18 protein-coding genes are annotated in these 13,227 nt (G+C 63.9%); all 18 read left to right on the top strand.

Annotation, left to right across the window (positions count from 1 at the left end; all coding sequences use genetic code 11):
* Positions 1–22: 22 nt before the first annotated feature.
* The 18 genes from rplR to QVN30_RS01245 all read left to right on the top strand — a co-directional run bounded on the left by rplR (position 23) and on the right by QVN30_RS01245 (position 13,035).
* A complete protein-coding gene (rplR, locus tag QVN30_RS01160; RefSeq protein ID WP_066834071.1) occupies positions 23–385 on the top strand; it encodes a 50S ribosomal protein L18 in 363 nt (120 codons plus the stop codon).
* Between the two features lie 13 nt (positions 386–398).
* Positions 399–923, top strand: a complete 525-nt coding sequence (gene rpsE, locus QVN30_RS01165; RefSeq protein WP_066834072.1) for a 30S ribosomal protein S5 — start codon at positions 399–401, stop codon at positions 921–923.
* Positions 924–925: 2 nt separating this feature from the next.
* Complete coding sequence (rpmD, locus tag QVN30_RS01170) at positions 926–1,108, top strand: 50S ribosomal protein L30 (RefSeq protein WP_066834081.1); 183 nt, start codon at positions 926–928, stop codon at positions 1,106–1,108.
* Positions 1,109–1,111: 3 nt separating this feature from the next.
* Positions 1,112–1,561, top strand: coding sequence for a 50S ribosomal protein L15 (gene rplO, locus QVN30_RS01175; RefSeq protein ID WP_066834090.1), 450 nt, complete (start codon positions 1,112–1,114; stop codon positions 1,559–1,561).
* Positions 1,555–2,847 carry a preprotein translocase subunit SecY gene (gene secY / locus QVN30_RS01180; RefSeq protein ID WP_289835099.1) on the top strand — a complete coding sequence of 431 codons (1,293 nt, stop codon included), beginning with the start codon at positions 1,555–1,557 and terminating at the stop codon, positions 2,845–2,847. Before rplO ends, secY begins: the two co-directional genes overlap by 7 nt.
* Positions 2,848–2,864: 17 nt before the next feature.
* Entirely contained in the window at positions 2,865–3,491 is a 627-nt protein-coding gene (locus QVN30_RS01185; RefSeq protein ID WP_066834102.1) for an adenylate kinase, read from the top strand.
* Complete coding sequence (map, locus tag QVN30_RS01190; protein WP_066834105.1) at positions 3,488–4,276, top strand: type I methionyl aminopeptidase; 789 nt, start codon at positions 3,488–3,490, stop codon at positions 4,274–4,276. The genes QVN30_RS01185 and map overlap by 4 nt, the downstream gene beginning before the upstream one ends.
* Before the next feature lie 602 nt (positions 4,277–4,878).
* Complete coding sequence (infA, locus tag QVN30_RS01195; protein ID WP_009141477.1) at positions 4,879–5,097, top strand: translation initiation factor IF-1; 219 nt, start codon at positions 4,879–4,881, stop codon at positions 5,095–5,097.
* Positions 5,098–5,254: 157 nt separating this feature from the next.
* Positions 5,255–5,368 (top strand): 50S ribosomal protein L36, encoded by a 114-nt coding sequence (gene rpmJ / locus QVN30_RS01200; protein ID WP_006363204.1) that lies wholly within the window; start codon positions 5,255–5,257, stop codon positions 5,366–5,368.
* A gap of 15 nt (positions 5,369–5,383) precedes the next feature.
* Positions 5,384–5,758 carry a 30S ribosomal protein S13 gene (gene rpsM, locus QVN30_RS01205; protein WP_289835100.1) on the top strand — a complete coding sequence of 125 codons (375 nt, stop codon included), beginning with the start codon at positions 5,384–5,386 and terminating at the stop codon, positions 5,756–5,758.
* 16 nt (positions 5,759–5,774) lie between these two features.
* Positions 5,775–6,185, top strand: coding sequence for a 30S ribosomal protein S11 (rpsK, locus tag QVN30_RS01210; protein WP_066834110.1), 411 nt, complete (start codon positions 5,775–5,777; stop codon positions 6,183–6,185).
* A gap of 22 nt (positions 6,186–6,207) precedes the next feature.
* Positions 6,208–6,801: a 30S ribosomal protein S4 gene (rpsD, locus tag QVN30_RS01215; RefSeq protein ID WP_066834113.1), complete on the top strand. Its 594-nt coding sequence runs from the start codon at positions 6,208–6,210 to the stop codon at positions 6,799–6,801.
* 32 nt (positions 6,802–6,833) lie between these two features.
* A complete protein-coding gene (locus QVN30_RS01220) occupies positions 6,834–7,775 on the top strand; it encodes a DNA-directed RNA polymerase subunit alpha (RefSeq protein ID WP_087199937.1) in 942 nt (313 codons plus the stop codon).
* 34 nt (positions 7,776–7,809) lie between these two features.
* Positions 7,810–8,289 carry a 50S ribosomal protein L17 gene (gene rplQ / locus QVN30_RS01225; RefSeq protein WP_087199935.1) on the top strand — a complete coding sequence of 160 codons (480 nt, stop codon included), beginning with the start codon at positions 7,810–7,812 and terminating at the stop codon, positions 8,287–8,289.
* Between the two features lie 119 nt (positions 8,290–8,408).
* Positions 8,409–10,076 carry an ABC transporter ATP-binding protein gene (locus QVN30_RS01230; protein ID WP_289835101.1) on the top strand — a complete coding sequence of 556 codons (1,668 nt, stop codon included), beginning with the start codon at positions 8,409–8,411 and terminating at the stop codon, positions 10,074–10,076.
* Entirely contained in the window at positions 10,073–10,879 is an 807-nt protein-coding gene (locus QVN30_RS01235; RefSeq protein ID WP_289835102.1) for an energy-coupling factor transporter transmembrane component T family protein, read from the top strand. The genes QVN30_RS01230 and QVN30_RS01235 overlap by 4 nt, the downstream gene beginning before the upstream one ends.
* A 78-nt stretch (positions 10,880–10,957) precedes the next feature.
* Positions 10,958–11,776 carry a tRNA pseudouridine(38-40) synthase TruA gene (gene truA / locus QVN30_RS01240; RefSeq protein WP_289835103.1) on the top strand — a complete coding sequence of 273 codons (819 nt, stop codon included), beginning with the start codon at positions 10,958–10,960 and terminating at the stop codon, positions 11,774–11,776.
* A gap of 197 nt (positions 11,777–11,973) precedes the next feature.
* Positions 11,974–13,035 (top strand): glycosyltransferase family 2 protein, encoded by a 1,062-nt coding sequence (locus QVN30_RS01245; protein ID WP_204564047.1) that lies wholly within the window; start codon positions 11,974–11,976, stop codon positions 13,033–13,035.
* Positions 13,036–13,227: the final 192 nt, after the last annotated feature.

A 13,227-nucleotide genomic window follows, 5' to 3' on the forward strand; every position in this document is an offset into this window, starting at 1 on the left:
CGTTACTTCTAAGGAGTATTTCATGGATAAGCACAAGGCGAAGAGGGAAGGCCTCAAGCGCCGTCAGCGTCGCGTCCGCGGTAAGATCTTCGGCACCCCCGAGCGTCCTCGCCTGCGCGTGACCCGCACCAACGCGAACATTTACGCTCAGATCGTCGACGACACCAAGGGCCACACCCTCGTGTCCGCCTCGACGCTCGAGAAGGAGTTCGAGGGCATGCACACCTCGAACAAGGAGGCTGCCGAGAAGGTCGGCCAGCTCGTTGGCAAGCGCGCCATCGAGGCCGGCATCGAGGCTGTCACCTTCGACCGTGGCGGCCGTATCTATCACGGCCGTGTTAAGGCCCTCGCCGATGGCGCCCGCGCCGCCGGCCTGAAGTTCTAGGAGGTATGTAGCTATGGCTCGTAATCAAAAGCAGCAGCGCGAGGCCTCCGAGTTCGAGGAGCGCGTCGTCTTCATCAACCGTGTTTCCAAGACCGTCAAGGGCGGCCGTCGCATGTCGCTCGTGGCTCTGGTCGTCGTCGGCGACGGCAAGGGCAACGTCGGTCTGGGCATGGGCAAGTCCGCTGAGGTGCCTCTGGCCATCTCCAAGGCTTCGCTCGACGCCAAGAAGAACATGTTCCACGTGCCTGTGACCGAGGAAGGCACCATTCCTCACGAGGTCATCGGCCACTTCGGTGCCGGCCGCATCATCATCAAGCCCGCTGTCGAGGGTACCGGCGTTATCGCCGGTGGCGCCGTGCGCCCCCTCTTCGAGCTCGCCGGCATCAAGAACGTCCTGTCCAAGTCCCTGGGTACCGACAACGGCCTGAACATCATCAAGGCTGCTGCCGAGGGCCTCAAGGAGCTCTCCAGCCCTGAAGACGTCGCAGCCCGCCGCGGCCTCACCGTTTCCCAGCTGTTTGTCGGGAAGGAGAAGTAGGCATGGCTAAGACTATCAAGATTATGCAGGTCCGCAGCACCAACGGCTGCAAGGAGGACCAGAAGAGGACCGTCCGCTCCCTCGGTCTGCACCGCATCCGCGAGGTGCGCGAGATCGTCGACAACGAGAGCGTTCGCGGCATGATCTTCAAGGTTAAGCACCTTGTCGAGATTGTAGAGGAGTAAGCAATGCAGCTTCATGATCTTAAGCCCAACGCGGGCTCCACGCATAAGCGTAAGCGTGTCGGCCGCGGTAACTCTTCCGGTGGCGGCACCACCGCTGGTCGCGGTCAGAACGGCCAGGGTTCCCGCTCCGGCGGCACCAAGGGTGCCGGCTTCGAGGGTGGCCAGACCCCGCTCGCGATGCGTCTGCCGAAGCTCCCCGGCTTCAAGAACCCGCGTCGCATCGAGTACACCGCTGTGAACGTCTCCACCCTCGAGCTCAAGTTCGAGAACGACGCTGTCGTCGACGGTGCCGCCCTTAAGGCTGCCGGCATCATCAAGAAGGAGTTCGAGCCCGTCAAGGTGCTCGGCAACGGCGATCTGACGAAGAAGCTCACGGTCAAGGTCGACAAGGTCTCGGCTTCTGCCAAGGCCAAGATCGAGGCCGCTGGCGGAAAGGTCGAGCTGCCGTGCTAACTGGTCTTAAAAACGCATTCCGTATTAAGGAGCTGCGCGGCAAGATCACGTTCACCATCGCCATGCTCGTGCTGTACCGTCTCGGTGCGCACGTACCTGTGCCCGGCATCCCCGTCGCGGGGATGGCGGGCCTTTTCGGCCTGAACGGCGACAACACGGTCGCCGAGAGCGCCATGGCCCTGTTGAACCTCTTCTCCGGCGGCGCGCTCTCTTACGTTTCTGTCTTCTCGCTGGGCATCATGCCCTACATCACGAGCTCGATCATCCTCCAGATGCTTCAGAGCGTCGTCCCGAGCCTGCATGAGCTCGCGCGCGAGGGCGAGGTCGGCCAGACCAAGATCACCCAGTACTCGCGCTACCTCACGCTGGCGCTTGCCATCCTGAACGGCATCGGCTACCTGTTCCTGTTCAAGAGCTTTGGCATCCAGTTCAACGGTGCCGGTGCGCCCGAGGTCATCTTCGACATCATGATCGTGGGCACGCTCGTGGCGGGTGCCATGCTCATCATGTGGATCGGCGAGCTCATCACCCAGCGCGGTATCGGCAACGGCATGAGCCTGATCATCTTCGCCAACATCATGGCGGGCCTCCCGCAGGCCGTGTTCGCGTCCGTCTCCGATGGCGGCACCGCGAACATCATCCTCACGCTGGTGATCGTGATCGTGATCCTGTGCGTCATCCCGCTCATCGTCTTCGTCGAGCGCGGTCAGCGCCGCATCCCGGTCCAGTACGCCAAGCGCGTCGTCGGCCGTCGCATCATGGGTGGCCAGTCCACCTACCTGCCGATCAAGGTCAACACCGCGGGCGTCATCCCGATCATCTTCGCGAGCGCGCTTCTGTACTTCCCGGCCCAGCTCGCCGTGTTCTTCCCCGGCATCGACTGGATTCAGGCGTTCGCCGGCGCGCTGTCCTCGGGTTGGATCAACTGGGTGCTGAACGTGGTCCTCATCGTGTTCTTCGCGTACTTCTACACCTCCATGGTGTTCAACCCCGATGACACGGCCGAGAACCTCAAGCGCCAGGGCGGCTTCATCCCCGGCGTCCGTCCGGGCCGCGCCACCGCGAACTACATCAAGAACGCGCTCAACAAGATCACGCTTCCCTCCGCGGTCTTTCTGGCCATCATCGCCATCGTGCCCTCGATCGTGTTCTCCTTCACGGGCAACTCGCTCATCCAGGCATTCGGCGGCACCTCCATCCTCATCATGGTTGGTGTTGTGATGGACACGATTTCCAAGGTGGAGAGCCAGCTCAAGATGTACGATTACGACGGGTTCTTCAAATAAAGGGTTAGGAGACAACCATGAACATCGTGCTTTTGGGTGGTCCCGGTGCCGGTAAGGGCACGCTGGCCCAGCAGCTCGTCGCCGAGTACGGCGTAGCCCACATCTCCACGGGCGATCTTCTGCGCTCCGCCGTCAAGAGTGGCAGCGAGCTCGGCGTCCAGGCGAAGAAGTACATGGATGCCGGCGAGCTCGTTCCCGATCAGCTCGTCATCGATCTGGTCAAGGAGCGCCTTGCTGCCGACGACGCGCAGAAGGGCTTCATCCTCGACGGCTTCCCGCGCAACACGATGCAGGCCGTGACGCTCGACTCCGAGCTGTCCGCTCTCGGCCATGAGCTCGAGTGCGCGCTGCTCGTCGACGTTGCCGCCGATGTCATCATCTCCCGTCTGTCCTCTCGCCGCGCCTGCCGCGATTGCGGCTACACGGGCACCAAGGCCGATGAGGTCTGCCCCAAGTGCGGCGGCGAGATGTATCAGCGCGACGACGACAAGCCCGAGACGATCGCCAACCGTCTGGACGTGTACGAGAAGAACACGGCTCCGCTGGTTGAGTACTATCGCGGGCAGGGCAAGCTGAAGATCGTCGACGGCACCGGTGCCATCGACGACGTCTACGCCCGTGCGAAGGAAGTCCTCGGTCTATGATCAAAATCAAGTCTGCAGAAGAAATCGAGCAGATGAAGAAGGCTGGAGCGCTGTCTAAGATGGCGCTCCGCCGCGTTGGGGCCATGGTGCGCCCCGGCGTCTCCACCTTCGAGCTCGATCAGCTCGCCGAGCAGATCATCCGCATGCACGGCGGCATCCCGGCCTTCAAGGGCTACGGCGGATTCCCCGGCACGATCTGCGCGAGCATCAACGATCAGGTCGTCCACGGCATCCCCAACCCGGATGTCATCCTGCGCGACGGCGACATTGTGTCCATCGACACGGGCGCCATTGTCGACGGCTGGGTGGGCGACAACGCGTGGACCTTCTATTGCGGAACGCCTTCCGAGGAGGTCCGCACGCTGTGTGAGATCACGCGCGACTGCCTGAAGGCCGGCATCGAGCAGGCCGTTCCGGGCAATCATCTTGGCGACATCGGGCATGCGGTCCAGACGCTTGCGGAGGATCACGGCTTCGGCGTGCTCCGCGACTACGTCGGCCACGGCGTGGGCCGCAACATGCACGAGGACCCCAACGTGCCGAACTACGGCAAGAAGGGTCGCGGCGTGAAGCTGGCAGCCGGTATGGTCATCGCCATCGAGCCGATGATCACGCTCGGCACTAATCACGTGACGACGGGTACTGACGGTTGGGTCGTTACGACGAACGACCATCTGCCTGCCGCCCACTATGAGAACACCATCGCGATTACGGATGACGGTCCGGTTATTCTGACGGTCGATGAGCGTGGGCCTTGGTGCTCTATGCAGGGTGGGGTTATGTAGCTCGGGTTCTATCCCGGGTGGCCTTGGGAACCCCCGACATGAAATCCTTTGCGCTGCGGGCAGTCCTGGCTCGCACGAAGGCGCCACTGGCGCCTTCGGCTCGTGCGGAACTTGCGCAAAAGATTTCATGTCGGGGGTTCTGCTGCAATGGGGGAATGTCCCCATAAAACTTTGCTTCTTGCGCCAGATGTTCGGGCACGTTCCGTGCCGCTCACATCTGGCGGTGCGCGGGCGGTGCCCGCGCACTCCTCCATTCCATTCGGTGACTGGGGGAGTAGCGACCCGTACATTCGCTTTAGCGGCCCGGGAGGTGCGCTCGATGCGCACCTCCCGGGCTATCCAGCCCTAAAGCAGTGGCGAGTGGCCTCGTGGGGGTCACCCTAGGTCCCTGGCTGGAGCCCTCGGTTCGCGCAAGTTCCGCACGAGCCGAAGAGCCTAGTGGGCTCTTCGTGCGAGCCCAGGACTGCCCGCAGCGCGAACCGAGGGCAGAACAGACGACCGGTGGGCATGGAATTGTGGAGCCATTACGAAATTGACCACCTCCACATGCTTTTTGTTATTATTCTCAGTTGCTGTCGTTTTCTAGAGAAAGTGATGCTGCGTTGAAGAAGGAAGATGCTATCGAACTCGAGGGTACGGTCACGGAGCCGCTGCCCAACGCCATGTTCCGCGTTGAACTCGAGAACGGTCATTCGGTTCTCTGCTCCATCTCGGGCAAGATCCGCATGAACTACATCCGCATTCTCCCGGGCGATAAGGTCGTCGTGGAGCTGTCTCCCTACGATCTCACCCGCGGCCGCATTACGTATCGCTACAAGTAGCGACCGCATCATACGGCAATCGCACGATCGCGAGGTTCGCTCAGCCTCTCGATCGCGTTTGCATGTATAGGCCAGCCTTCAGTTATTCACGCCTGCGGCTGGGCGAGTAGATACATTCCATTGTTTTGTAGTTTGAGCACTACCGAGAGGAAGAACGATGAAGGTACGTCCTTCGGTCAAGAAGATGTGCGATAAGTGCAAGATCATCCGACGCCACGGCAAGGTTCTTGTCATCTGCGAGAACCCCCGTCACAAGCAGCGTCAGGGCTAAGAGAGGAGACCAACGTTGGCCCGTATCAATGGTGTCGACCTTCCGCGCGAGAAGCGTGTTGAGATCGGTCTGACCTACATCTACGGCATCGGCCGCACCACCGCCACGAAGATTTGCAATGATTGCAACATCAGCGTTGACACGCGCGTCCGCGACCTCACCGACGAGGAAGTCGACGCGATCCGTAAGTACATCGACGAGAATCAGATCATGGTCGAGGGCGACCTCCGCCGTGAGCGCAACCAGAACGTTAAGCGTCTGATGGACATCGGCTGCAACCGCGGCCTCCGTCACCGCAAGGGCCTCCCTGTTCGTGGTCAGCGCACCCACACCAACGCTCGCACCCGCAAGGGCCCGAAGCGTCAGATCGGTGCCAAGAAGAAGAAATAAGGGAGACTGACTACCAATGGCTACTGCTAAGAACAAGCGTAATGCTCAGGCCGGTCGTATCAAGCGCTCCGACCGTAAGAACATTTCCGTGGGTCAGGCCCACATCCGTTCCACGTTCAATAACACGATCGTGTCCATCACGGACGCCCAGGGCAATGTCATCGCCTGGAAGTCCGCTGGCACCGTCGGTTTCAAGGGTTCCCGTAAGTCCACGCCGTTTGCCGCCCAGATGGCTGCCGAGGCTTGCGCCAAGATCGCCATGGAGCACGGCATGCACAAGGTTGCCGTCTTCGTGAAGGGCCCCGGCTCCGGTCGTGAGACCGCCATCCGCTCCCTCCAGGCCGCCGGCCTCGAGGTTTCGAGCATCCAGGACAAGACTCCCATCCCGCACAACGGCTGCCGCCCCAAGAAGCGTCGCCGCGTGTAACTCCTGAAAGGATCGATAAACTATGGCAATCGATAGGACTCCGGTTCTCAAGCGCTGCCGTCAGCTCGGGATCGATCCCGCTGAGCTGGGCTACAGCGGCAAGGAATCCAAGCGTCAGCCCAAGCGTCGCCGCAAGGAATCCGAGTATGGTATGCAGCTTCGCGAGAAGCAGAAGGTCAAGTTCATCTACGGCGTGCTCGAGAAGCAGTTCCACGGCTACTTCGTCCGTGCCCGTAAGATGAACGGCATCACCGGCGAGAACCTCATGAAGATTCTCGAGACCCGTCTCGACAACGTGGTCTTCCGTCTGGGCTTCGCCCGCACCCGCAAGGAGGCGCGCCAGACCGTGCGTCACGGTCACTTCACCGTGAACGGCCGTCGCGTCGACATCCCGTCCTACCTCGTCAAGCCCGGCGACGTCATCGCCGTCGGCGAGAAGTATCGTGACCTCCTCCCCATCAAGGAGGCCCTCATCCAGTCTGAGCGTTTTGAGGTCCCCGGCTGGCTCGAGGTTGATATCGAGAAGCTGTCCGGCAACGTGCTGTCCTACCCGGCGCGCGAGCAGATCAGCGGCGACATCAACGAGCAGCTCATCGTCGAGCTCTACTCTAAGTAGTCCTTTTGGGCTGCTGAAGCTGGAGGTAATACATGTCAGAATTCATTAGGCCCCAGGTTCAGGTCGAGGAAATCAACGAGACGTCCGCCCGCGTGTCCGTCGAGCCGCTTGAGCGCGGCTACGGCGACACGCTGGGCAACTCGCTGCGCCGTGTTCTGCTCTCCTCTCTGGAGGGCGCCGCGGTCGAGGCTATCCAGATCGATGGTGCTCAGCACGAGTTCATGACCATCCCGAACATGGTCGAGGATGTCACGGACATCGTCCTGAACGTCAAGGGTCTGGTGTTCCGTTCGCTCGGTACCACGGACGAGGGTACCGCGACCATCTCGGTTGACGGCCCTTGCGAGGTCACCGGTGCGGATTTCTTCATCCCGTCCGAGTTTGAGCTCGTCAACCCCGACAAGCACATCGCCACCCTCAACGAGGGCGGCCATCTCACCATGAGCATGCGCATCGGCTATGGCCGCGGCTACGTGTCCTATGAGGGCAACAAGCGCGACAACGATCCCATCGGCGTTATCCATGTGGACTCGCTGTACTCGCCGGTCCGTCGCTGCGCCAAGCTCGTCGAGGCGTGCCGCGTCGGGCAGCACACGGACTACGACCGCCTGGTCCTCGAGATCGAGACCAACGGCGCGCTCTCGCCGCGCGAGGCCGTCGTCCAGGCTGCTAACATCATCAACCAGCACATGGCTGCCTTCATGAACCTCGCGGACGCCCCCGAGGCTGAGGAAGAGGTTTCGATCTTCGCCCCCGAGACCACCAGCGACAACGCTGAGCTCGACAAGCAGATCGAGGATCTCGACCTCTCGGTGCGCTCGTACAACTGCCTGAAGCGCGCGAGCATCCACTCCGTGCGTCAGCTTGTCGAGTTCTCCGAGAACGACCTGCTCAACATTCGCAACTTCGGCGTGAAGTCCATCGAGGAAGTCAAGGACAAGCTCGAGTCCATGGGCCTGAGCCTGAAGGCTTAACGCGCCGTCATCTGTACCAGAGGAGACCATACCCATGCGTCATAACAGGAAGAAGGGCCTGAAGCTCGGCACCGACGCGAGCCACACCAAGGCCATGAAGAAGAGCCTGGCCCAGGCGCTCTTCACCAACGACCGTATCAAGACCACCGTTCCGCGCGCCAAGGCGCTCCGTGGTTTTGCCGAGCCCATCATCACGTGGGCCAAGCGCGGCGACCTGCACTCCCGTCGTCTTGCTATCGCCAAGCTCGGCGACAAGCAGCTCGTCAAGGAGATCTTCGAGAAGGCCGCTCAGGGCATGTGGGCCGACCGCGACGGCGGCTACACCCGCATCATGCGCCTCGGCACCCGTAAGGGCGACAACGCCGAGATGTGCATCATCGAGCTCGTGACCGAGCCCTGCGTGAAGAAGGCCCCCAAGAAGGCCGCCACGCCGAAGCAGGCTCCCAAGAAGGTCGAGGAGGCTCCCGTCGAGGAGACCGCCGAGGCTGCCGAGACCGAGGCTGCTGCCGAGTAACTTCGGGTGCATTCTTGATATTGCATGAAAGGGCTCGTCGCGAGACGGGCCCTTTTTCGTTTGTATAGGATTGGGTTTCGCGGCGTCGCCGCATTGCCGATACGGGAGGAGGAACGCGCGTGATCGAGGTTCGCGGTGCTTGCGTGAGCTACCGGGCGGATGAGCCGCCCGCCGTCGCTGACGTGACCTTGGATTTCGAGCCCGGGCGCGTGGTATCGCTTGTCGGCGCCAACGGCTCGGGAAAGTCGACGCTGGCTTCGCTTCTGTGCGCCATGCGCCTGTGCGATGGCGGTGCGGTGAGGGTCGACGGCATCGATCCCGCCGATGGCGCCAGCGCGCGACGCGAGGTGCGCCGGCGCGTGGGCCTGGTGCGCCAGCATCCCACCGAGCAGCTCGTCTCCACTGTCGTGTTCGATGAGGTCGCGTTCGGCCCCCGCAACCTGGGCCTGGGGCCCGACGAGGTGCGCCGCCGCGTGACCTCGGCGCTTGCGTGCGTGTGCCTCGACGGCTACGACATGCGCGACACCTCGTCGCTGTCCGGCGGCCAGCAGCAGCTGCTCGCCATAGCCGGCGTGCTGGCCATGGAGCCTTCCTATCTCGTGCTCGACGAGGCGTCCTCCATGCTCGATTCGTCCGCACGCCCTGCCTATCGCGCGCTCGTGGGGCGCCTGGCGTCCGAGATGGGGGTCGGGGTCGTCCAGGTGACCCACGATCCGCTCGAGGTGCTCGCGTCCGATCGCGTCGTGATCATGGACCGCGGCGGCGTCGCCTTCGACGGCACTCCTCTGGACTTGCTGATGGGGCAACCCGCCTTGTGGGATGCGACCGTGCTCCCGAGCGCGTCTGTAGAGGCGCTGAGACGCGTCTGTGCGCTTGGTTTTGACGGTCGCCCTTCTGCTACCCCGGAGGCCGCCGCAGCGTGGCTTGTGCGCGGGCTCGCGGCCGGACGCGTGTCTGCCGACGACGTTCGGGGGACGCTCGATGCGCTTGCAGGCGCGCTTCCGCGTGCCCTGTCCTCTGGCTCGGGTGCCGCCGCGGGGCTCTCGCTGTCGCACGTCACCTATGGATACGACAAGGCGTCTTACGTCCTGCGCGACATCGAGCTTGCGGTGGCGCCCGGAGAGGTCCTGCTTGTGGCGGGCCGCTCCGGATCGGGAAAGTCGACGCTGGCATCGGTCGCGGCGGGCCTGTTCGAGCCTGATGCGGGCGCGGTCTCCGTGCGCGGACGGGCCCCGCGGCCCGGGGACGCAGGTATCGCCTTCCAGCGGCCCGAGGACCAGCTCTTCTGTGAGAGCGTCCGCGACGAGCTCGCCTTCGCTCCGCGCAACATGGGGGCGGACGAGCCCGAGGTCGCCCGCCGTATCGAGCATGCGGCGAAGATGGTCGGTCTCGATGAGGCGCTGTTCGATCGGTATCCGTTCGACCTCTCGGGCGGGCAGGCGCGGCGCGTGGCCATCGCGTCGGTTCTGGCGCTCGACGCCGCGGCCTACCTGTTTGACGAGCCCACGGCGGGTCTCGACGCGGCGGGGCGCTCCCAGATGCATGCGCTGGCGCGCGCCTGCGCGGACGACGGCCGCGCCGTCATCGTGATCAGCCACGATCTCGAGGAATGGATGGCCGAGGTCGATCGCGTGGCGCTCCTGAGCGACGGGCGCATCGCATGGATGGGGACTCCCGGGGAGCTTTCGCGTGATCGGGACGCCTTCGGGGCGGCATCGATGGAGCCCCCGCTCAACATCGCGCTCGCCCGGCTCCTTGAAGATGCGCTGCAGGGAGGTGCGCGATGATGAAAAAGCCCCTCTCGCCGCTCGGCTCGTTCGTGGCCCGCGATACGCCGGTCGCGCGCATCGACGCGCGCGTCAAGATCGTCTTGCTGCTCGCGCTGACCGTGGCCGTGTTCGCCACGGGGGCGTCACCGGTGTTCGCCCTGTGGGCGGTGCTGCTCGCCGCATCCGTGCGGCTTGCGCGCATGGACGTTGCCGCGCACCTGAGGGCGCTCAAGCCGGTCGCCTTCATCTTGGCGTTCACGCTGCTGGCGAATGCGGTGGCGCTCGACGGCCACGGTGACATCGCCCTGTGGGGCGGCTTCGGGCTGGACACGGCGGGCGCCCTGCGCGGTTTTCTCGCCATCGCGCGCATCGCGCTGCTGCTGGGGTTCTCGCTCGTGGTCTCGGCCTCCTCGACGCCGCCACAGCTGGCCGACGCCTGCGTGAGCCTGCTGTCGCCCCTGGGGCGCCTGGGCGTTCCCGTGTCCGATGTGGGCCTCATGCTCTCGCTGGCGCTGCGCTTCATCCCCATCGTGTCCGAAGAGTTCTTTCGCGTGCAGCTTGCGCAGCGCTCGCGCGGCGTCGACTTTTCGGGCGGAAGCATCCTGCATCGGATACGGGCGTGGGCGTCGGTGCTCACGCCGCTGGTTGTGAGTCTCTTTCGGCGCGCCGACCGGCTGGGCGAGTCCATGTGCGCCCGATGCTATGCTGAAGGGGGCCAGATCAGCGTGGAGATGCCGCCGGTGCCGGCTCGCGACCGCCTGGTGCTTGTCTGCGGCCTTACCGTCTGCGCGCTGGTACCGACTCTGGCGTGGCTGCTGTAGGGGGGGGGCGCAGCGGCGCCCATGGCCCGCTGGACCCTCGACGATATGACCGATACTCACGATACGCGGGGAGGCCGCATGGAACCGATGGATACCGCCGAAGATCTGCGCGCGGGCACGCTCGTGTTGCGTCTGGGATACGACGGAAGCGCCTATTCGGGGTTCGCCGAGCAGGTTGAGCAGAAGACCGTGGCAGGGGAGGTCCGTCGTGCGCTCGAGACGTTTCTGCGCCGCGAGATCGACCTGACCTGCGCGGGCCGCACCGATGCCGGCGTGCACGCGATCGGCCAATACGTCAGCGTCCCCGTCGACGCAGCGGAGCTCGAGGTTACCCGAACGCGCTGGATGCGCGCGTTCGCGGCGCTTCTGCCGCACGACATCGCGGTGAGCGAGGTGTACCACGCGGCACCCGGCTTCTCAGCCCGCTTCGACGCCCGTGCACGCACGTATACCTACCGCATCGCCACGGGGGACGCGCCGCCGCTGCTGACGCGCTCGGTCACCTGGTGGCACCGGTGGTCGCTCGACGTCGACGCCATGGACGACGCGGCCCAGCGCCTGGTGGGGGAGCGCGATTTCAAGAGCTTCTGCAAGACGGCGTCGGCGGTGGGCAAGCCCACGTGCCGCAACGTCATGGACGTCTCGTTTGCCCGTGAGACGAATCTGGGCGAGGAGTGCCTGGCGTTCACGATCAAGGGGAACGCGTTTCTGCATTCCATGGTGCGCACGATCGTGGGGACGCTCGTCGAGGTCGGCTGCCATCGGCGCGAGCCCGCGTGGATCGATGAGGTGCTCGCAGCCTGCGACCGCGCCGCCGCGGGCCCCACGGCTCCTGCGTGCGGACTGTGCTTCAAGGGTGTCGACTACGACAAGGACGCCCTCGTCGTGTGCCCGTAAGGGGTGTTCGGCTATCGGGCCGGCCGCCGGTGCCCGTCCCCGATGGCCGGCCCTTCCTCCATGGATCGCCCCAAATTGCAGAAAGTGTGGCGGCGCGATGTGCGCCATTTGAAGCTTGGCCGTCCTGGCCGTCATGGCCTCTCGGCTCGCATTACGGGTGGTACCATGACCAAAAGATTGTTCTCCAGGAGGCTGACGTGGGTCATCGTGCATCCAGGCGTCCCAATGTATCCGTGGTTCTGGCGGCCAGCGATGGCGCCGATCATCTTGTGCGGGCCGTGGAGAGCGTTCTCAACCAGTCGTATTCCGACTTCGAGCTGCTGACGGTCGACTGCGCGTCGCATGACCGCACGGCCTCCATCCTTTCCAGTTTCCATGATCGAGATATCCGCGTCGAGGTCATCGAGCGCGATGATTCCGCGCTCGCCTCGGGTGTTGTCGAGGCGCTCGACCGCGCACGCGGTGCCTACGTGATGTTCGTGCGCCCCGAGGACTGGCTCGCCCCCAATGCGCTGGGCAACCTGGTGGAATTCGCCGAGGAGCATCGCCTCGACATCGCGGCTCCCATGCGTTCCGATGACGTCTGGGACGCGAGGGACCGCTCCTCGAGCTCGCAGCACCGTCGCGCTGCCGCCTGCGTGCTCGATGGTCGCGACGAGGTTCGCCATGGGATGTCGGACCTCTACGAACAGGGCCTGCTCTCTCAGGCGACCGGTCTTTTGATCGAGCGGATGCGCGCCGTCGATCACCGGCTCGCGCTTGCCACCGACGATGAGGGCCTCGGCTTCGTCATCGCCTGCCTTGAGGATGCCGAGCGCATCGGCGCCTGCGACACGGCGTGCTATCATCGCGTCGCGTTCGGCAAGAAGGGCCAGCGCACGTTCGACCCCGCCTTCATGTCCCGCTGCGCCAACGAGCACACCCAGATGATGGGGCTCGTGCGCCGCTGGGGCCTCGATTGCGACCCCGACGTCGTGGTTCCGCTCCATCGCCGGCATGTGCGCCGTCTGATCGAGTGCATCGACAACACGACGGTCGGAAAGAGCCGCGTGTCGTCCATCGAGCGCCTGGGCCGTGTGCAGGAGATGCTCAACGCGGAGGACGCGCGCGCCTCGCTGGCGGCGGTCAAGCCGGCGGCGAGCGACTTCGGCATCATGTACAAGCCGATGACGCAGGGCAATGCGGCGGCGTGCTGCATGGGTTCCCATCTGCGCGAATTCGCGCGTCAATCGCATCTGCCGCTGTTCGCCCAGCGCTGAGAGGCGCTGCGGCGCGCCTGTCTCAGCGCCCTTATCGATATGCGTAAAATCAGGCTAAAGTCGCGGAACTATGCATCAAAACGCGTAATCCCGCCGTTATATGGAGTATTGAGTCATAACGGTTAATTCGCGCGCCGCCCGTCTCTCATGGACGTGCATACGACTAGAGTAGTTATGCGAGAACATGAGTAG

Source organism: Collinsella ihumii (genome assembly GCF_030385545.1).
Classification (GTDB): domain Bacteria; phylum Actinomycetota; class Coriobacteriia; order Coriobacteriales; family Coriobacteriaceae; genus Collinsella; species Collinsella ihumii.

Bases quoted from the DNA above. Each gene is read 5' to 3' on its own strand.
- rplR (WP_066834071.1), top strand. From the start codon at position 23: ATGGATAAGCACAAGGCGAAGAGGGAAGGCCTCAAGCGCCGTCAGCGT.
- rpsE (WP_066834072.1), top strand. From the start codon at position 399: ATGGCTCGTAATCAAAAGCAGCAGCGCGAGGCCTCCGAGTTCGAGGAG.
- rpmD (WP_066834081.1), top strand. From the start codon at position 926: ATGGCTAAGACTATCAAGATTATGCAGGTCCGCAGCACCAACGGCTGC.
- rplO (WP_066834090.1), top strand. From the start codon at position 1,112: ATGCAGCTTCATGATCTTAAGCCCAACGCGGGCTCCACGCATAAGCGT.
- QVN30_RS01185 (WP_066834102.1), top strand. From the start codon at position 2,865: ATGAACATCGTGCTTTTGGGTGGTCCCGGTGCCGGTAAGGGCACGCTG.
- map (WP_066834105.1), top strand. From the start codon at position 3,488: ATGATCAAAATCAAGTCTGCAGAAGAAATCGAGCAGATGAAGAAGGCT.
- rpmJ (WP_006363204.1), top strand. From the start codon at position 5,255: ATGAAGGTACGTCCTTCGGTCAAGAAGATGTGCGATAAGTGCAAGATC.
- rpsK (WP_066834110.1), top strand. From the start codon at position 5,775: ATGGCTACTGCTAAGAACAAGCGTAATGCTCAGGCCGGTCGTATCAAG.
- rpsD (WP_066834113.1), top strand. From the start codon at position 6,208: ATGGCAATCGATAGGACTCCGGTTCTCAAGCGCTGCCGTCAGCTCGGG.
- QVN30_RS01220 (WP_087199937.1), top strand. From the start codon at position 6,834: ATGTCAGAATTCATTAGGCCCCAGGTTCAGGTCGAGGAAATCAACGAG.
- rplQ (WP_087199935.1), top strand. From the start codon at position 7,810: ATGCGTCATAACAGGAAGAAGGGCCTGAAGCTCGGCACCGACGCGAGC.
- QVN30_RS01235 (WP_289835102.1), top strand. From the start codon at position 10,073: ATGATGAAAAAGCCCCTCTCGCCGCTCGGCTCGTTCGTGGCCCGCGAT.
- truA (WP_289835103.1), top strand. From the start codon at position 10,958: ATGGAACCGATGGATACCGCCGAAGATCTGCGCGCGGGCACGCTCGTG.